Annotated in this window: 20 protein-coding genes and 1 riboswitch; of the genes, 11 read left to right on the top strand and 9 right to left on the bottom strand. The window is 61.3% G+C overall.

Going from position 1 to position 17,841, the window contains the following annotated elements:
* Window positions 1–2: 2 nt before the first annotated feature.
* Both glpK and NH14_RS22160 read left to right on the top strand, forming a co-directional pair.
* Window positions 3–1,508, top strand: a complete 1,506-nt coding sequence (gene glpK, locus NH14_RS22165; protein ID WP_035528414.1) for a glycerol kinase GlpK — start codon at window positions 3–5, stop codon at window positions 1,506–1,508.
* A gap of 122 nt (window positions 1,509–1,630) precedes the next feature.
* Window positions 1,631–2,347: an MIP/aquaporin family protein gene (locus NH14_RS22160; RefSeq protein ID WP_035528416.1), complete on the top strand. Its 717-nt coding sequence runs from the start codon at window positions 1,631–1,633 to the stop codon at window positions 2,345–2,347.
* 51 nt (window positions 2,348–2,398) lie between these two features.
* On the opposite strand, the gene NH14_RS22155 is transcribed toward NH14_RS22160, so the two are convergent.
* On the bottom strand, window positions 2,399–3,403 hold the full coding sequence (locus tag NH14_RS22155) for a sodium:calcium antiporter (RefSeq protein ID WP_035528418.1): 1,005 nt from the start codon (window positions 3,401–3,403) through the stop codon (window positions 2,399–2,401).
* Between the two features lie 96 nt (window positions 3,404–3,499).
* Window positions 3,500–3,684: riboswitch (yybP-ykoY riboswitch) on the bottom strand.
* A 144-nt stretch (window positions 3,685–3,828) separates the two neighbouring features.
* Between NH14_RS22155 and NH14_RS22150 the strand changes: the two genes are divergently transcribed.
* Window positions 3,829–4,224, top strand: a complete 396-nt coding sequence (locus tag NH14_RS22150) for a VOC family protein (RefSeq protein WP_035528718.1) — start codon at window positions 3,829–3,831, stop codon at window positions 4,222–4,224.
* Window positions 4,225–4,240: 16 nt separating this feature from the next.
* On the opposite strand, the gene NH14_RS22145 is transcribed toward NH14_RS22150, so the two are convergent.
* Window positions 4,241–6,133, bottom strand: coding sequence for an acyl-CoA dehydrogenase (locus NH14_RS22145; RefSeq protein WP_035528420.1), 1,893 nt, complete (start codon window positions 6,131–6,133; stop codon window positions 4,241–4,243).
* A 263-nt stretch (window positions 6,134–6,396) separates the two neighbouring features.
* Here NH14_RS22145 and NH14_RS22140 point away from each other — a divergent pair, with 263 nt between their 5' ends.
* The 6 genes from NH14_RS22140 (at window position 6,397) to NH14_RS22115 (ending at window position 9,075) form a co-directional block, all read left to right on the top strand.
* Window positions 6,397–6,555, top strand: a complete 159-nt coding sequence (locus NH14_RS22140) for a hypothetical protein (RefSeq protein WP_161790852.1) — start codon at window positions 6,397–6,399, stop codon at window positions 6,553–6,555.
* 164 nt (window positions 6,556–6,719) lie between these two features.
* Complete coding sequence (locus tag NH14_RS22135) at window positions 6,720–7,652, top strand: LysR family transcriptional regulator (protein ID WP_035528719.1); 933 nt, start codon at window positions 6,720–6,722, stop codon at window positions 7,650–7,652.
* A gap of 66 nt (window positions 7,653–7,718) precedes the next feature.
* Window positions 7,719–7,934 (top strand): DUF3820 family protein, encoded by a 216-nt coding sequence (locus tag NH14_RS22130; RefSeq protein ID WP_035528722.1) that lies wholly within the window; start codon window positions 7,719–7,721, stop codon window positions 7,932–7,934.
* Window positions 7,935–8,016: 82 nt separating this feature from the next.
* Window positions 8,017–8,325 carry a hypothetical protein gene (locus tag NH14_RS22125; RefSeq protein WP_152617173.1) on the top strand — a complete coding sequence of 103 codons (309 nt, stop codon included), beginning with the start codon at window positions 8,017–8,019 and terminating at the stop codon, window positions 8,323–8,325.
* Between the two features lie 18 nt (window positions 8,326–8,343).
* Window positions 8,344–8,532, top strand: coding sequence for a hypothetical protein (locus tag NH14_RS22120; protein WP_035528423.1), 189 nt, complete (start codon window positions 8,344–8,346; stop codon window positions 8,530–8,532).
* 198 nt (window positions 8,533–8,730) lie between these two features.
* Entirely contained in the window at window positions 8,731–9,075 is a 345-nt protein-coding gene (locus NH14_RS22115; RefSeq protein ID WP_035528424.1) for a cupin domain-containing protein, read from the top strand.
* A gap of 329 nt (window positions 9,076–9,404) precedes the next feature.
* On the opposite strand, the gene NH14_RS22110 is transcribed toward NH14_RS22115, so the two are convergent.
* Window positions 9,405–9,818 carry a VOC family protein gene (locus NH14_RS22110; protein ID WP_035528427.1) on the bottom strand — a complete coding sequence of 138 codons (414 nt, stop codon included), beginning with the start codon at window positions 9,816–9,818 and terminating at the stop codon, window positions 9,405–9,407.
* A 313-nt stretch (window positions 9,819–10,131) separates the two neighbouring features.
* On the opposite strand from NH14_RS22110, the gene NH14_RS22105 reads away from it, so the two are divergent.
* Entirely contained in the window at window positions 10,132–11,058 is a 927-nt protein-coding gene (locus NH14_RS22105) for a LysR family transcriptional regulator (RefSeq protein WP_035528430.1), read from the top strand.
* 294 nt (window positions 11,059–11,352) lie between these two features.
* Here NH14_RS22105 and NH14_RS22100 read toward each other — a convergent pair whose 3' ends face one another.
* The 5 genes from NH14_RS22100 to NH14_RS22080 form a co-directional block, all read right to left on the bottom strand.
* Entirely contained in the window at window positions 11,353–12,492 is a 1,140-nt protein-coding gene (locus NH14_RS22100) for a patatin-like phospholipase family protein (RefSeq protein WP_035528432.1), read from the bottom strand.
* Between the two features lie 299 nt (window positions 12,493–12,791).
* Entirely contained in the window at window positions 12,792–13,589 is a 798-nt protein-coding gene (locus tag NH14_RS22095; protein ID WP_152617174.1) for a molybdate ABC transporter substrate-binding protein, read from the bottom strand.
* A gap of 341 nt (window positions 13,590–13,930) precedes the next feature.
* Window positions 13,931–14,215: a DUF3303 domain-containing protein gene (locus NH14_RS22090; protein ID WP_035528435.1), complete on the bottom strand. Its 285-nt coding sequence runs from the start codon at window positions 14,213–14,215 to the stop codon at window positions 13,931–13,933.
* A gap of 412 nt (window positions 14,216–14,627) precedes the next feature.
* Window positions 14,628–14,759, bottom strand: coding sequence for an SEC-C metal-binding domain-containing protein (locus NH14_RS34145; protein WP_407947174.1), 132 nt, complete (start codon window positions 14,757–14,759; stop codon window positions 14,628–14,630).
* Between the two features lie 196 nt (window positions 14,760–14,955).
* Complete coding sequence (locus tag NH14_RS22080) at window positions 14,956–15,792, bottom strand: cytochrome c (protein ID WP_035528438.1); 837 nt, start codon at window positions 15,790–15,792, stop codon at window positions 14,956–14,958.
* Between the two features lie 222 nt (window positions 15,793–16,014).
* Here NH14_RS22080 and fae point away from each other — a divergent pair, with 222 nt between their 5' ends.
* Complete coding sequence (gene fae / locus NH14_RS22075) at window positions 16,015–16,551, top strand: formaldehyde-activating enzyme (protein WP_035528440.1); 537 nt, start codon at window positions 16,015–16,017, stop codon at window positions 16,549–16,551.
* A gap of 158 nt (window positions 16,552–16,709) precedes the next feature.
* Here fae and NH14_RS22070 read toward each other — a convergent pair whose 3' ends face one another.
* Entirely contained in the window at window positions 16,710–17,795 is a 1,086-nt protein-coding gene (locus tag NH14_RS22070) for a porin (RefSeq protein ID WP_052148135.1), read from the bottom strand.
* Window positions 17,796–17,841 lie beyond the last annotated feature (46 nt).

Raw genomic sequence — 17,841 nt, 5'->3', positions numbered from 1 at the left:
ACATGCAGGACCAACAGTACATTCTTGCGCTCGACCAGGGCACCACGAGTTCGCGTGCGATGCTGTTCGACCGGCAGGGCCATATCGTCTCGATGGCCCAGAAGGAGTTCGAGCAGATTTATCCGCGTCCGGGCTGGGTCGAGCACGATCCGCAGGAAATCTGGTCGACGCAGGCGGGCGTGGCCGCCGAAGCGGTCACGCGCGTGGGCCTGAACGGCACCAATATCAACGCCATCGGCATCACGAACCAGCGTGAAACCACCATCGTCTGGGACCGCGAGACCGGTCATCCCGTCTATAACGCGATCGTCTGGCAGGACCGCCGCACGGCCGAATTTTGCGACCAGCTCAAGGCACGCGGCCTCGAATCCATGGTGCGCGCGAAAACCGGTTTGCCGATCGACGCGTACTTCTCGGCCACCAAGATCCGCTGGATTCTCGACAACGTGGAAGGCGCGCGCGAAAAGGCACGGCAGGGCAAGCTCGCGTTTGGCACCGTCGACAGCTGGCTCGTCTGGAACTTCACGAAGCACGAGCTGCACGTGACCGACGTGACCAATGCCTCGCGCACGATGCTTTTCAACATCCACACGCGCAAATGGGACGACGAGCTGCTCGACGCGCTCGATATTCCGCGCAGCATGCTTCCTGAAGTTCGTTCGTCATCCGAAATATATGGTCCGACCAAAACCACGGTGTTCGCGTCGAAGATTCCGCTCGCGGGCATTGCGGGCGACCAGCAGGCAGCGTTGTTCGGCCAGATGTGCACGGCCTCGGGCATGGTGAAGAACACCTACGGCACGGGCTGCTTCCTCATGATGAACACGGGCGCGAAGCCCATCGAGTCGAAGAACAATCTCGTGACGACCATTGCCTGGCAGATTGGCGACGAGGTGAACTACGCGCTCGAAGGCAGCATCTTCATCGCGGGTGCGGTGGTGCAATGGCTGCGCGATGGCATGGGCGTCATCAAGAGCGCGGCGGAAGTCGAGGCGCTTGCCGCGAGCGTGCCGCACACGGACGGCGTGTATCTCGTGCCCGCCTTCGCCGGCCTGGGCGCGCCGCACTGGAACGCGCGAGCGCGCGGCTCGCTCTTCGGCGTGACGCGCGGCACGACCTCGGCGCACGTCGCGCGCGCCGCGCTCGATTCGATCGCGTATCAATCGCTCGATGTGCTCGCCGCCATGGAGGCCGATTCGGGCATCAGCGTGGGTGAGCTGCGCGTGGACGGCGGCGCGAGCGCGAACAACCTGCTCATGCAGTTCCAGGCGGACCTGCTGGGCGTGGACGCGGTGCGTCCGCGGATTACCGAAACCACGGCGCTGGGCGCCGCGTATCTCGCGGGCCTGGCCATCGGCTATTGGAAAAGCGTGAGCGAGCTGCAGAGCCAGTGGCACGTGGACAAGCGATTCTCGCCAGCCATGCCGGCATCGCAGGTGGACGCCTGTCGCGCGGGCTGGCAGCGCGCGGTGCGCGCCGCCAAGGCATGGGCCGACGACTCGCAGTAACACCGCGACGACGTCAGCAAAAGAACTCGGACGAGTCAACGCAACCATTCACCGACGGGCCGCGCAGCCAGCATTGCGCTGGTCTCGTGTGCCCGCTTCGGAATCCTGAAGAAAAAATCAGAATGTCACCCTACATTGCTGAATTCATTGGCACGGCGATTCTCGTGCTGCTGGGCAACGGCGCGGTTGCCAACGTGCTGCTCGCGAAGACCAAGGGCAAGGGCGCCGACCTCATCGTCATCGTGATTGGCTGGGCGATGGCCGTATTTGTGGCCGTTTATGTGACCGCATCGTACAGCGGCGCGCATCTGAACCCGATCGTGACGATCAGCCTCGCGGTCGCGGGCAAGTTCGCATGGTCGAAGGTGGGCGGCTATATCGTCGCCCAGATGCTCGGCGGCATGGCGGGCGCGTTCCTCGTGTGGCTCGCCTATCGCCAGCACTTCGCGAACGAAGCCGACGCCGATCTCAAGCTCGCCGTATTCTGCACCGCGCCTGCGATCCGCAGCGTGCGGCACAACGTGATGACCGAAGCCATCTGTACCTTCGTGCTGATCCTCGGTGTGCTGTATCTGGCCTCGCCGCAGGTGGGCCTGGGCGCGCTCGATGCGTTGCCGGTCGGCTTGCTCGTGCTCGGTATCGGCATTTCGCTGGGCGGTCCCACGGGCTACGCCATGAGCCCGGCGCGCGATCTCTCGCCGCGCATCATGCATGCGCTGCTGCCGATTCCGGGCAAGCGTGACAGCGACTGGCGCTATGCGTGGATTCCCGTGCTCGGGCCGCTATTGGGCGGCGTGGCGGCTTCGTCGCTGTATTTGTATTTGCACGCGACGCATTGAAGGTCGCGGGGCGGCGGTTTCACAACGAATTGCGCAACCGCCGCAAGCCAATTACGTCGGAATCACCCACAGCATGGCCGCGAACACCGCATAGAGCCAGCCCACATGCGTAAGCTGGCGGCTATGCACTTGCGGCGCGCGGAACGCCCACTGCAGGAACAGGATGGCGAGCATCGTCGTGACCGCGGCAAGAATCGACGGCGCACCAAGGTGCCAAGGCGTGAAGAACAAGCCGAAGGCGGTGGGAATAGTGGCCTGAATCATCATCGCGCCGCTGATGTTCGCAAGCGCGAGCCTCTCCTTGCCCTGGCGCACCCAGATGATCGCGTTCATGATTTCCGGCAGCTCGGTGGCGATCGGGCTGAAGAGCAGCGCCGTCAATTGCGGGCTCAGTCCGAGCCAGGGTCCCACTTTGCCAATCTGCTGCACGAACAGGTGCGAGGCGAAGAAGATCACGACCAGCGCGCCCAGGGTCTGGAGCAGGACCCAGAACAGCGACGGGTCCGCATCGCGCGGGCGCAGCTTGAGCGGCTCGAGCCCCACGTCTTCGATCGCGTCGCTATCGTCGCTCAGCTCCTTCCAGCAATAGAGCGCGTAGGCCGCCAGAAATGCAATGCCGAGGATGGGCTTGAAGCTGAACACCACGAGCCCGAGCCCGATTTTCACCACGAAGATCGCGAGGAACCAGAGCTGGTCGCGGCGCAGACGGCGCGTATCGGCGTCAACGGTGCCGGCGCGTGCGCGGCCCGCGCGCGCGACCGTCGCCAGCAACGCGACGCCCACCACCGCATAGGCGACAGTGCTGAGCGCGAGCGGTCCGCCAATGGCCGCGCCAATGCCGATTTCCTTGTGGGCCGCATCGGTGCCGAACGCAACGGCCACGAGCGTGACCACGCTTTCGGGCAGCGCCGTGCCGAACGCGGCGAGGATCGTGCCCGTGGCCGTCTGTGTAACCTTGAGCTTCTGACCGAGCCACTCGACGGCATTGACGAAGGTTTCGCAGGATAGATAGATAATGCCGGCGGCGGCAATGAGCAGGGCGAACGTCCAGATCATGACGAACGCTCCGTCGTGCGAGTGTGTGTGCGATTGCTTGTGTTCAGGCGCGCGTGGCTGCGTGAAAAGCGGTGCATGGGAAACGGCATTCCTCGGGCTGGACGGACGGACCAATGACGCAATCCCCCCGCCCAGCCCGGGTGTGAGGGATGACGTCATAGGTCTCGTCAGGCCGAAGAACGGCTGCCGGCGCCATGGCACAGCGTGCCAATTATGTTGACGGCGGCGCGACACGCATTGCGCGTGACGCAGACTACTCCCCTAAGACCCGCGCATTATAGCCGACGAATGCGCGGTCGTGGCGCGGCAGGCGCAGCGGCGCGGGGTCTTTTGCTGCGCGGGCATAATGGGCATCGGGCTGGCGTCAGCCGATCGATGGCCGCCTTGCTCGAAGTCACACGCATACCGCAATGGGAGAGCCCACGATGATTTCGCATATCTATATTGGCGTGAACGACTTCGAACGCGCCTTCGCCTTTTATTCGCCGATCATGGCGGCGCTCGGGCACGCGCTGAAGTTTTGCGAGCGCGAGCACCCGTGGGCGGGCTGGATGACTCCGGGCGTGGCGCGGCCGCTTTTCATCGTTGGCGGCACGTTCGACGGCAAGCCCGCGCAATGCGGCAACGGCAACATGACGGCGCTGCTTGCCGCCTCGCGCGATGTCGTCGACGCGGTTCATGCCCTGGCGCTCGCGCATGGCGGTACCGACGAAGGCGCGCCGGGGCTTCGTCCTCACTATCACCCAAACTATTACGGCGCGTATTTCCGCGACCCCGAGGGCAATAAGCTCTGCGTTTGCTGCCACGATGGCGCGGCGTGAGCAGGGGCTGTCTCTGTTAGAACCACGCATCCTGCATGTCGAGCGTCGTGCGGTCGAGCGAGGCGAGCAAGTCGAACTGCGCGCCCGTCTTTGGCAGCTCCCATGCGAAGAAGTATTCAGCGGCGGCGAGCTTGCCGCGATAGAAGCTGGCCTCATCGTCGCTTGTGCCGCTTGTGCCGCTTGTGCCGCTTGTGCCGCTTGTGCCGCTTGTGCGCGCCAAGGCCGTGCGCGCGGCGAGCGCCTGCTCGAGCCAGATCCACGCCACCACCACATGCCCGAACGCTTCCAGATACACCGACGCATTGGCGAGCGTGACGCTCGGGTCGCCCGCCGACCAGAGCGTTTGCGTGACGTCGACAAGGCGCTTCAGCGCCGCTTCAAGCGAGCGCGCATGCGCGGCATCCTGCTTGTCGCCGTTCGACAGTGCGCGGTCCGTCGTCGCCTGCACACGTTGCATGAATAGCTTCAACGCCGCGCCGTTCTTGATCGTGACCTTGCGGCCCAGCAGGTCGAGGCCCTGAATGCCGTGTGTGCCTTCGTGTATCGGATTGAGGCGGTTGTCGCGGTAGAACTGCTCGACGTTGTATTCGCGCGTGTAGCCATAACCGCCGTGCACCTGGATCGCGAGATCATTGGCGGCGAGACACCACTGCGAGGGCCAGCTCTTCGCAATCGGCGTGAGCAGGTCGAGCAGCAGCGTGAGCGGTTCGCGCTCGGCGTCGTTAGCGGCGCGCGCTTCGTCCACGAGTTGCGCGCACCAGAGATTGAGCGCGAGCGCGCCTTCCACATAGCTCTTTTGCGCGAGCAGCATGCGGCGCACGTCGGCGTGCTCGATCAGCCTGATTTGTGGCGACGCCGGGTCCTTGCCCGCCGCGCCCACGCTGCGCCCCTGCGGACGATTGCGGGCGTAGTCGAGCGCATGCAGATAGCCGGTGTAGCCGAGCATGGTTGCCCCGAGACCCACGCCAATGCGCGCCTCGTTCATCATATGGAACATATACGCGAGGCCCTGGTGCGGCTCGCCCACGAGATAGCCGATGGCGCCCGCGCGCCCGCCCGGCGCGTATTTCGTGCCCTCGCCGAAATTGAGCAGGCAGTTGGTCGTGCCGCGATAACCCATCTTGTGATTGAGGCCCGCGAGCACGACATCGTTGTGTTCGCCGCGCGAACCGTCTTCGTTCACGAGATATTTCGGCACGATGAAGAGCGAGAGACCTTTCACGCCGGCAATGAGCTTGCCGTCCGGGCCCGGAATCTTCGCGAGCACGAGGTGGACGATGTTCTCGGAGAGCTCGTGCTCGCCGCCCGAAATCCACATCTTGTTGCCGCGCAGCCGATATTGGGCGCCCAGCGGCGAGTCGCATTCGAAGTCGGCGCGCGTGGCCACATCGGAAAGCGACGAGCCCGCCTGCGGTTCGGAAAGGCACATGGTGCCGAAGTAGCGGCCTTCGAGTTCGGGCTTCACGAAGGTCTCGATCTGCTTTGCGCTGCCGTGCGCGAGCAGCAGATTGGCGTTGCCGATGGTGAGGAACGGATACGCGCTCGTGCCCACGTTTGCGGCTTTGAACCACGCGAATCCCGCTTTCTCGACCACCAGCGGCAATTGCATGCCGCCGTTTTCGTAGTCCTGGCCCGCGGCCATCAGGCCCGCTGCGCTGAACGCTTTCAGCGCGGTTTTTACCTCGGAGATGATGGTGACGGTTTCGCCGTCGAAGTGCGGCTCGTGCTGATCGTTCTTCTTGTTGTGAGGCGCGAACAGGTCGGTGGCAATCTTCTCGCAAGTCTCGAGCGCCGCATCGAAGGTTTCGCGCGAATGGTCGGCGTAGCGCGCAATGCGCGTGAGGCGCTCGACGTCGAGCCATTCGTAGAGCAGGAAATTCAGGTCACGGCGAGAGAAGATCAGCGACATGGCAAATAGCCCGGCGAACAAGGAAAGTCGTAGCTTAACCAAAATAGAACGATCGTACTATTGGTAATTTCTCCAGCTTCTGTATGGCGCCGCCGTGTAATGGCCCGCTTGTCGGGTGACGCAGATCAAGGGCTCAAGCCTCTTCACGAAACTTCAAATCGAGACAGCTCGTCCGGCGACGGATTGGCCGTAAGCTTTTCGCCGCTCCATCCCTAAGTGGGGAGCGTTCTCTCAACACACGCACAAACTCATGGAGGTTGCTCATGCAACTGATTCAACGTGAACAGCTGTCGAATCTGCAGGTCGTTACGGCTGGCGCTGGCGCCAACAAGACCCCGTCGGCAGTCACCCTGACGATTACGAAGCAAAACGGCCTGAACCTCGTGATCACGCCGCAAGCTGCAGCAGCATCGGCAAGCTAAGCTCTCGCCACAGGTCTCTGGCCTCGAAAGCCGGCAAACCTGGTTTGCCGGCTTTCTTGTTATACGAACCAAAAATCGCGTCCCCAAAATCGCGTCCCCCAATTCGCACGTTCGGAGAGGATCCGGCAATATTCATGTTTATCCTCCCGAATAGCGAGAACGTCATGGACCGGCTCGATGCGATGTCCGTGCTCGTCGCCGTGGTCGAGGCCGGCAGCCTTTCCGCAGCGGCGCGGCGTTTGAACATGCCGCTGGCCACGGTCAGCCGCAAGGTCAACGACCTCGAAGCGCATCTCAAGACGCGGTTGCTCAAACGCACGACGCGGCAGCTCACCTTGACCGAGGCCGGGGCGTCTTACGTGGCGGCCTGCCGGCGCATCCTGGAAGAGGTGGGCGAGGCCGAACGCGCGGCAACCGGCGAATACATCACGGCCAGAGGCACGCTTGCGCTCTCGGCGCCTGTGGTGTTCGGGCGGCTGCACGTGCTGCCCGTCGTCAATGCGTTCCTCGCGCAGTATCCCGAGATCGACGTGCGCCTCATGCTGGCGGACCGCGTGGTCAATTTGATGGAAGAGCACGTGGACGCCACCGTGCGAATCGGCGCGCTGCCCGATAGCGCACTCGTGGCGGTGGGCGTAGGCACCATTCGCCGCGTCGTGTGCGCGAGCCCCGCGTATCTGGCCGAGCACGGTGTGCCGGCTGCGCCAGGCGAATTGGCGCGGCACCACTGCGTGACGTTCGAGGGTGTCGAAGGCCGCACGTGGACGTTCCGCGCAGGCAAGGGCGATGTCGTGCAGCCGGTGCGCGCGCGGCTCGCGGTGAACACCGCCGAGGCCGCGATCGACGCCGCGCTGCAAGGTGTGGGACTCACGCGCGTGCTTTCGTATCAGGTCGCGCAGGCGGTGCGCGAGAAGCGGCTTGCCGTGGTGCTCGAAGCGTTCGAGCCGCCGCCGTGGCCCGTCAGTCTCGTGCACGGTGGGCAAGCGCCGCTGCCACTCAAGCTGCGCGCGTTTCTGGATTTCGCGATGCCTGTGCTGCGCGAACGGGTGGAGGCGGCGCGGCTTGAGCCTCGCCAGCGCCAGGCAACGGCTGGATAAGCCGATAATTGCGCACAGGTTAGTCGCCGCATGCGGCAACAAAAAGCCGTGCACAATATGATCATCATGCAAGCTCTAGACCTTGAACGTCTCGTCACCCTGGCCATGCCCTTTGGCAAATACAAAGGACGGCTCATCGCCGATCTGCCCGGGCATTACCTCAATTGGTTCGCTCGCGAAGGGTTTCCGCCGGGCGAAATCGGCCGGCTGCTCGCGCTGATGCAGGAGTTGGACCATAACGGCCTGAGGAGCTTGCTCGATCCGCTGCGCAAGCGTGGGTAGCGCGCATGTCGTCGCGCTCGCGTCGAATGTGTCGTTAAGCCCAGCGTTACGGGAACTGTTCACGGGTGACCTTCATTTTGGGGTGAGCACGAGCAAGGTGCGCACGTCGCTTGCGTCCAACCCGGTCATCAGCGAAAAAACTCAGGCTCGACTTCTCGCCACGAAAGAAGAGGTCGTTTTGCGAGCGCTTGCATCCAATCCTTCGCTAGCCGTTGTAGGGCAGCATGAGCTGCGCGCGAACGGGAGCATCGAAGCGCGCGTATTGCTATCGCAGAACCCATCGGTCGCATCGTCGGTCCGGGAGAAGCTGTTCCAGTCGCTGACGAAGGACGATCTTTCTACGCTCGAATCCCGGCCGTCGAGCGCGCGACGCACCTATGAAAGGCGTTAGGACGACGAAATCGCAGCCATGAAAAAGGCGGCGGACTATGGCTATGATGGGATCTTCTGGTCGGAGGAGAAGCGCGCCAAGCTCGACCGCGACGCGGAGTTTGCCACCAAGGACAAATGGGAAGCCTGGAATGAGACGGTCGATTGCGAGTCGTTCGTCAATGGCCTGAAGAAACTGCTGGCAGAGAAAGAAGGCGTGAACGCGTAACGGAAGATAGCGCCGTAGGTCCTCGATGGTGGCGGTCTCAGGTGAGCGCGCGAGAAACCGGTCGAACTCGCGCCCGTTGCTCAGGTTGGCAAGGGAGTCGGTGTCGAAAATAGATGAGTCGGTGTCGGAAGCGTACAAGCCCCAATGACGCTTTTGAACTAAGGTGATGGACCTCTTATCCGATCATTTGGAGCTGACATGTCCGATTTCATTACCGTTTTGCGCGAAACCTGCCCGACTCCGGTCGTTGACGCCACCAAGTGGAAGCGCATCGGCGGCGACCCGCACACGGTGAACCTCAACGCTTACCTTTCCAAGGACGGCAGCAAGATCATGGGCACCTGGATCTGCACACCGGGCAAGTTCGAGGTGAACTACGAGAAATGGGAGTTCTGCCACTTTCTCGACGGCTACTGCATCATCACGCCGGAAGGCGAGGAGCCGGTGCATCTGAAGGCGGGTGATGTGTTCGTGATTGAACCCGGCATGAAGGGGACTTGGGAGGTGGTGGAGACGGTGCGCAAGTACTTCGTTTTCGCCTGACATCTGGGCGGCGGGTGGCGGTGTTCAGGATCGTGAATGGGTCATGCCGACCCAATTCCGTCAAGCGCCTTGCCGCCATGACCGGCAGCTATCGAGCCGTCATAGGACGTTCGAAGCGGCACACGGTCCCAGATCAGTCTCGCTCCCCCAACCGTAGGTGCTAAGTTGCGTTTGCCGCCGCTTCCAGCACTTCAATCTCGAACGTCCGTACCCTGCCTGAGCGGCCAGTCGACGCGTCGCATTGCGGCATCCGCTTCCGCCTGGAGATCCACGGAGACAGCCTTTACTCTGAAGGGGGCGTCTCCGTGCCTGTTGCATGGGAGGAATATTTAGCCGTGCGGAGGGGCGGCGCTCATGTCCATCCATATCACTTCCCAAATATGACCGTCCGGATCTTCGAAGCTGCGGCCATACATGAAGCCGAAGTCCTGAACCGGCGTCGGGTCTCCCTTACCGCCGGCATCAGTCGCCTTGTCGACCAGGCTTGACACCTCTTCGCGGCCACTCGCAGAAAGACACAGCAGCACCTGCGCGTCGACGTGCGCGTCGACTATCCGCTTGTTCGTGAATTGGCGCCACTTGTCGTGTGTGAGAAGCATCACGTAAATCGTATCGGAAAACACCATGCACGCTGCGGTAGCGTCACTGAATGCGGAATTCCTGGTCGCGCCAACAGCTTCATAGAACGCGATTGATCGCTCCAGGTCCGTCACGGGCAGGTTGATGAAGATCTGCTTGCTCATTATTTACCTTTCGATGGAAGCCGCTGCGGGATTGCCGCGGCACTTGACTGAGGAGTGGAAACAGGAAGAGCGGCGCCTCAATGAGGCGTCCTCGTACTGTCTGCGTAGCCGGACACCGACCGCACTTTGGCACTTGGAGCAGGCTCAGGCCAGGCGCCCGACGGCTAACAATGCGGTGCCGGAAGAGCCACCAGGTATCACGACCGTTCTACGCTCGTGCTGCTCATTGCGCTTTAGCAGATTCGCGCCGTCGATGCGGTCAGGGGTGCTATCGTGCATGCGAACTCAACTATCACTCCAATCGTTTATCGTAATGGCCTCCATCATCGAGCATGATCTTCGCCGCTTCGATCTCAATCTGCTGCTGGTTTTCCGTGCCCTCATGCAGGAACGCCACGTCACACGTGCTGCGGAACGTTTGTTTCTTGGGCAGCCCGCAGTGAGCGGTGCGCTGAAGCGACTGCGCGCCGCTTTCGGCGACGAATTATTCGTGCGTAGCCGCGTGGGCATGGAGCCGACGCCGCGTGCTCTGGAGTTGTCGCAGCAGATAGAAATGCTGCTTCATGGCCTGCATCAGGCTATGCGGGCTCAACAACCGTTTGATCCGCAACACGCGACGCGGACGTTCCGGGTAGGTGTTTCTGAGTCGATTTCGATAACGTTATTTCCATCTTTGTTGAAGACGCTTGCCGTTGAGGCACCGGGCGTCAAGCTCATCACCCTCGATACGGACTGCCACCGTGTCTCCGGCATGTTTGAGCGCAATGAAATCGAGGTCGCACTAGGCGTTTTCAATCATCGTGCTCAATGGCAACAACAGCGCACTCTGTTGGACTGGCGCATGGTCTGCATCTACAACCCAAAGCTGGTACGGACGCGTGACAAGGCGCTTAGCATGCGCGAGTTTCTAGCGTATCCGCATTTGCTCACGTCGTTCAACGGAGAGCCTCGAGGATTCATCGACGAGTGGCTGGAGACGCAGGGCAAGCAACGGCGCGTGGCGTTCTCCAACCCGTACTTCGCCGCGCAACCTTTCATTGCGCGCGACAATCCCGTCCTGGCTACGGTCCCCGACTACATCGCCAGCACATGGAGCCGCAGTTTGGGACTACGCGTCAGTCCGTTGCCGTTCAGCACCCCTATGCATCAGGTCAGCGCTTTGTGGAATACCGCGCAACAAGGCGACGCTGGCCTTGACTGGCTCATCGGGTTGGTCGGGCGGGTGATCAGAACGAGTTGAGTGGCACCACCTCCGGGTTAAACATGAGCAGAAATCGATCAACGCTCCTGATCGTTCGTTAGGCGGCCTGCGAAACAGGCAATCCCAATTGTCCGGGTTTCGTCGCTGAGCTCCGGATTCTCCGGAATCCAGGGCAAGGTGGTGACCGGGGCTGCGGTCTTCGCCAGCTTCAATACCCTGCTTATGGTCGACATACCGACAGGTCGACAGCTCCTTGCACGGGCAAGCGGTCATTCGTCATGGCTGGCAACGGGTATTTCCCTGAAGAGTCTCAGCAGCCTGCTGAAGCAGGCGTCAAACGCGTCTTTCACCCGTTATGTATTCGTCCGCGTTGTAGACGGTCAGTCCTTCTACTGGGTCCATCGGTGCCTCCCACGGGCGCGCGGCAATGGCCCGCATTGCTGCTTCATAGCCCGCGCGCTGTCGGGAAGCAATGCCGGCTGGGGTGAAATCGATATCCTTCAACTGGTCGTCCCCTTCCAGGCGGGGCGCAGCAAGCTTGATCATGCGCATGGTGGTCTGGCACCCCCAGGCGGCAAGCGCCTGGACTTCAGATGAAGTGCGCTCGGCTTCCGGCAAGCGATTAACCAGTTCTCGGATCACATGGCGCAGACGGTGTATCTGCTGCTGACGCGCGATGTGACTGTCGGTGCGACTGGCGTACTGGATGTCCTTTTGCCGCTCCGAGATCTGCCATATGCTTTCCGGCTCAGGGCCGATCGGGTTCCACACCTGTACCGAGAAGATGACCGAACTCTTGCGGGGCTTGTCATCCAGCACCACCTCGACCGGGGTGTTGGAATAGACGCCGCCGTCCCAATACGGTTCTCCGTCTATCCGCACGGCCGGGAACGCGGGCGGCAGCGCGCCCGAGCTCATGATGTGCGAGGCATTCAGCCGTTGGTCGCGCGAGTCGAAGTAGCGCATCGCGCCCGTGCAGGCGTGAACTGCTCCCACGGTCAGTCGCGGATTACCGGCGTTCAGCAGATCGAAGTCGACCAGCGAACAAAGCGTATCGCGCAACGGCGCAATCAGGTAATACGACGCTCGATCCACGCCGAGCCTGGCGAGCGGCCCGAGCCAGGATGCCGGATTGGGCTGGAAGAATCCCTCGATGCCACCGCCGATGATCATCCACTTTGAAAAGATTTTGTCCCAGCCAGGCCAGGCGGCAGGCACGTCCAGGCGGGTTTGGTCGGTCACCTGGTTCCAGAATTCCGCCAGCCGTCGATAACGGCGCTCCGGTGGATTCCCCGCGATCAAGGCCGCGTTGATCGCGCCAATGGAGGTGCCGATTACCCAGTCCGGCTGTATGCCCGCTTCGTCCATCGCCTGGTAGACACCAAGCTGATACGCGCCCAACGCGCCACCACCCTGAAAGACGAGTACGACTTGCCCGGGCAACTCCATGCGCGCTGGCTGGTTCACTCTCATCGATTGCCTCGCTGATCTTTTCGTTAGCGCGACCTGAGTGGGCGCACCACGCGCAGTTTCACCGTTGGGGGTAGCGGTGCGCGGGGCGAGCGCGAATCGAGTGCCAGCAGGGGATCCCGTTTCCTTGGCATTGCGTAACGGTGTACGACGCTGGGACTCGAAGGTCCTAAGCAAGTGTAGGCGATCGCCGTACGCTTACCTACGTTTCATATGGGGACTCTCGAGAAGCGTTGCGAGGATGACCATCGTATGATGTCAGCCCCTTCGGTGCAGGCTTGTCGGCAGCGCTACTGCCTGGCTCAGTTCGCGGGCGCCGCTTTGAGCGGTTCGAGCCCGCTCCTCGCAATCGCCGGCGCTGCCTCCGGCGACGACAGAAAACGGATCAGCGCCTCCGCGCCGACTGGATTTTTCGCAGCGGTGGCGATGCCCCCGGAGAACACCGTGTAGCTTTGTACTTCCGCGGGCAAACTGCCGACCACCGTCACCCCCTTCACCGGCAACAGTGCCACGACCTGCTGGAGCCCGAGTTCGGCTTCGCCGTTCGCGACGGCAGCGGCGACCCGCTCGTCCGGAACCATGCGGCTCTTGCTCTTCAGACGCCCCTCAATGCCGAGACGCGAGAACAGTTCGCTGCCGATATAAACTCCAGTCGCGCTGTCCGGATAGACGATCGACTTCGCTGCAAGCAGTGTGCGGCGCAATGCGTCGGCAGAGCTGATATCTGGTATCGGCGCACCCTCGCGAACCGCCACGCCGATTGGTGCGCGTGCGAAGTCCACCTTGCTGCCAGGCACCACCGTGCCGGCTTTAATCTGATCGTCGAGCGCATAGCTGACCACGATCAGGACGTCTGCCCACTCGCCACGCGCGAGCCGCACGGGAATGGCATTAACAGCGGTGCCCACGGCCGGCCCCCAGACGGTAACAAGTGTACGGCCGGTCGCCTCTTCGAATTGCGTGCCCAGTTCGCGATACGCAGGCGTAAACCAACCCGACATCATGACCTTGACTTCGTCTGCCAATGCCGCGCCGCAGCCCAGTAACGCGAGGGCCACGCAGAACGCGAGTGTGCGAACCCTCAGCTTGTGGGTAGTCACGGCTCCGCCCCATCTAAATCGGCTGACTCAACCCATACATGCATCGAGTCCGAATGCGGCTCATGGCTTAAGTCGGCCGCGCGGCACGGGCACGACATCAGTTCGACGTCGTCGAGCCACAGCTGGCGCGATGCCACAAGTGAGATCAGATGTTGGAAATCTACCAGTCGTAAGCGCCCGACTGCCTTGCAAACATCGCCGGGTATGCCGTCGCTTTACGGGTTTCCATGGATGACCTCCAGGCACCGATACATCCGATCGACGGCAAGGCATGACATGAACATATCCTGAGCGCGCCCCCCGACGCGCTTCAGGTCCAGCCATCCGACACTTGCGGATTTTTAGTTTGCCGCCCCCTGTCGAGCACCAATAACAGCGCCGAGCTCTTCGTCAGTTAGTGCGGGCGCTATTCTGAAAGTGAAAATGTCACTCCATTCCATCACCATCGCCGCGACCGCGCTGGCGTCCGGCGCTTCAACGATTGCAACGCCCCTAAACTCGCCCCCTGCATGCCAGCGTCCCAACATCGTGATGTTGTCAGGTGGCCGACCACCTGTTTTCATGAAGCGCTCAATCGCAGCCTGCTGCATTGCCGGCTCACCGCTCCATTGAATAATAAATTTCATGGCGAATGTCCCTTCGAGGTTGGCGATGCCGACTCGTGGCACGCCATCTCTGCGAGGTGGGAGCCCCGACACCGCGGCAGGTCGTCGCCCATTTGCCGGCATGGATTCTTCGCATCGTCAATGCCGTCGGGCTAAGCCACGAGACCCCAATACTAGGCTAACTCAATGGATCACGGCCGAAACTTGCTGGACACAGTGTGCGACGCCGCACATACGCGAAAGATATAAACCGAACCGATGCGGTCATTCCGTTTCGTTGAGCAACGTCTGCTTTGCAAGCCTCCCTTTAAGGCGCGATGCTATTCACCGTGCGGGCCAGCTTGTTGTCATCCTCCAAGTCGTGACTTCCCCCTCGTCGAGAACTACGTTGATGGGCTGAGATAGGCAACGGCGCATAACCCGACGCTCCGGGCTAGCTCAAGCAGCACTTCTTGTACTTGCGCCCACTGCCGCAGTGGCACGGGTCGTTCCGACCGAATTTCTGACGACTGACTTTACGTGAATATTGCGCCAAAGCATCGCGCACTTTAGATGCCGGCTTCATATCAGCTGTGAGCCGCTCCATTTCATCAGAGGTTTCCCATGGGAGGTCCAGACGCCGAACTGGACTTGGCCATCTGGGCTGACAGAGACACCAAACCACTGCGCCGCACGTTGCTGGTACTTGCGTTTGACACAGTTTGTCTCCAGCACTGCAATCGCTTCGGAAGATGGCGTTGGATTGCAATGGAAGCTATGCCTTACCGTTCAGCCTTCCGGTGCGCCATGTATGCAAGATAAGCGACGATCAGATCGATCTCGCGATCGCTCAACTGGTCCTGCGAGAAAGCGGGCATGGTCCGGCCGGGCCAGTTTCGAACCGATGCTGGATTGCGAATGTAGCGGCGCAATGCAGCTGGCTGGAAGTACTCGACCGGATTCATCGGCACGTTCAGGTCGGGGCCGGTGTCTGCGCTGCCCGCGTGGTTGAGCCGATGACACGCGAGACACTGAGTGATGAACAGGCTTTGGCCGGCGCGGATCGGATCGGTCGCCGGCAATGCCGGGTCGACGGCGAGCATCGGCCAGCGCGCGGATGGAGAGGGTTGCGTGGCAAGTTGCGCGATCTGGTAAGGCCACTGTTCGCTGCGCACGGATGCCGCTTCCCTGCCGACCCAGACCAGATAGAACGGTCCCGCGCTGACCGGCTTGCCCGGCAACTTCGGCCATGGCTGCGCCGGGTCCTCGACCGCGAGCCATGCGACGGCTGTCGCAGGATCACGGCTGCGCACGAGGTCCATCGGCAGTTGCGCAGCGAAGCCGTCGGTCGCGCGTGCCTCGAGCACACTGTTCGCAGGTAACGCCGTACTGTCGAGCAGGTCGGCCAGCGGCACCGCGTGGTAAGTCATCGAAGTACCGTAGGCGACATCTCGCGGAACGTGAATCTCGGCAGCATCCGGACGCGCCAGCAACGCTCCTTGGCTAAACGACTGGGTCTTGCCGCCTATTGTCAGTTCGATCATGGGCTGCGCAGCCGCACAACGCCCGATCACGCCAAGCGTTAGCAGCACAACTGCAAACAACACGCTTTTCAACATGTGTCCTCCGTGCATTGTTGTTGCCGGCGGCAAATCCAAAACGCAATCTTAATCGCCTGGTAGCAAACGGTAGGATCGAGCGCTGGTTGTGGATCCATGTTTGTCACTTTGTCACGAAGACGATACATATTGCGCATCGCTATGCACGCTCAACCGCATCGAATCGAGTGGCATCGTCCTTGCATGCTGAAAATTCACTATGTCCAACTGTAGGGAAAATTGATGACGAGTCTCGATTTGACGTTCCGTGCTGGTGAAGCCACTGTCTTCGCAGCGCCAGGCCAGGTGACTGACGCCATGCCCGAAATTCTGATCGGGCGTGTCGACGGCCCCGTCGGTCATGCCTTCGCCAACATGATGGCTCAGAGCAAGGGACACACAGCCATGTTTGCGATCCGCGCCTGCAATCAGATGGTGCGCCCGGCTACGATTGTCGTTCCCAAGGTGACGCTCAGGGACATGGCGACCATCGAACTATTCGGTGGCGTCGTGCAATCGGCTACGGCGGATGCGGTAGTCGATTGCCTGATCGAGGGCATCTTGCCAAAAGACCAGGCCAACGACCTATGTATCGTCAGTCTCGTATGGATCGATCCGCGCTGTGCCACGGAGACGAACCTCGACAAGAAAGACATGTATCGAACGAACTATGAGGCGACCAAACTCGCCATTCAACGCGCGATGAACAACGAGCCGAGCGTCGAAACGCTTATCGCAAACCGGCATACCATCAAGCACGATATGGACGACTGGAGTTGAAGGGCAAGACGGCGCGAAGGTCCGTTCTTTGAATGGTGCGGCCGCTTGAATGGCCATTACGGCCGGAGGCGCGTGATCTCGAACGGCAGCGTCCAGGGTCTTTTGGACGTTCATGCCTTGAGAGTCCGCATGGCGTTCCGCATACCGGTCGCAAGAATTTAGAAGAAGTGACGCAGGCCAACGCGGGACACGAATTGCTTGTCTGTCGACGATGCACCCATCGCGGCGATCGAAGCAACCGTGCCGGTCGCGCCGCCTGCCTTTTGCCCCGCGAGTTCGAGGTAGATATCGGTGCGCTTCGACAGGAGGTAGGTGGCAGCAAGGTTGACCGAATACCAGTGGGACTCGTCAAGTTTGTCGTAAGACACCTTGGCAGAGAGGTCGACAGCCGGCAGCGGATGATAGTCGCCGCCCAGATGCACGACCTGGTCAGTCGTGGAATGTCCGTTGAGCTGAAGCTTCGTGTTCGTGTAGATTGCCGAGGCGCGCCAGTTGCCAAACGTGTACATGCCCGCCGCGCCGAGAATGCGCTGGTTGTCGACCAGCAGTACGGTCGACGGCGTCATCCGCAGCCCAAGCAACGTCGGCGCGCCCGTCGATCCGGCCAGAACCGGAACCTTGTTGATGTCGGTGACGACCAGGCCAGCCTGAAATGGGCCGTAGCTATACTGAACATTTGCGCTATAGGCGCGCCCGATGTTCGTCGAGGACGTTCCGGCATTCTGTCCGAATGAATACATGGCGCCGAAGATCAGGCCTCCGAAGCTTGCGCTGTTGAACTGCACCGCATTGTTGAGCCGCTCACCGGATGCACGATCAAGGTCTGCATTCTGGAAAAGCATGATCCCAGTGTTCAGGTACGGCACCATGTATTTTTCGAGCTGCAGCGTGTAGTCGTACTGGCGGCCGAGAAGCACATCGCCAACGCCCGTTTTTCCGAGACCGACATACGCCTGCTTGCCAAAAATCAGGCCCTGGCCGAGCGCGCCAGTGTTCAGGGAAAAGCCGTTTTCAAGTTTGAACACCGCGTGCAGGCCGCCACCGAGGTCCTCGGTTCCGAGGAAGCCAAGCGCGTTCGACTTGTTGATGCCGTCCGCCATTTTCACCACGGACTTGCCGCCGATATTGTTGATGTAGCTAATGCCATTATCGACACTGCCATAGATCGTTACCGATGACTGGGCGAAAGCGCCTGCGCCCAGCGACTGGAGCGTCAGCAGTGCAGCAATGTGGTGTCTCTTCATTTATTTTCTCGTGAAAGTCCGTTGATTCCAGAAAAAGCGGGCGCAA

Source organism: Paraburkholderia sacchari (assembly GCF_000785435.2).
In the GTDB taxonomy this organism is placed as follows: Bacteria; Pseudomonadota; Gammaproteobacteria; order Burkholderiales; family Burkholderiaceae; genus Paraburkholderia; species Paraburkholderia sacchari.
Note: the sequence above shows the minus strand (reverse complement) of the source record. Positions and strands in the feature narration are given on the sequence as shown.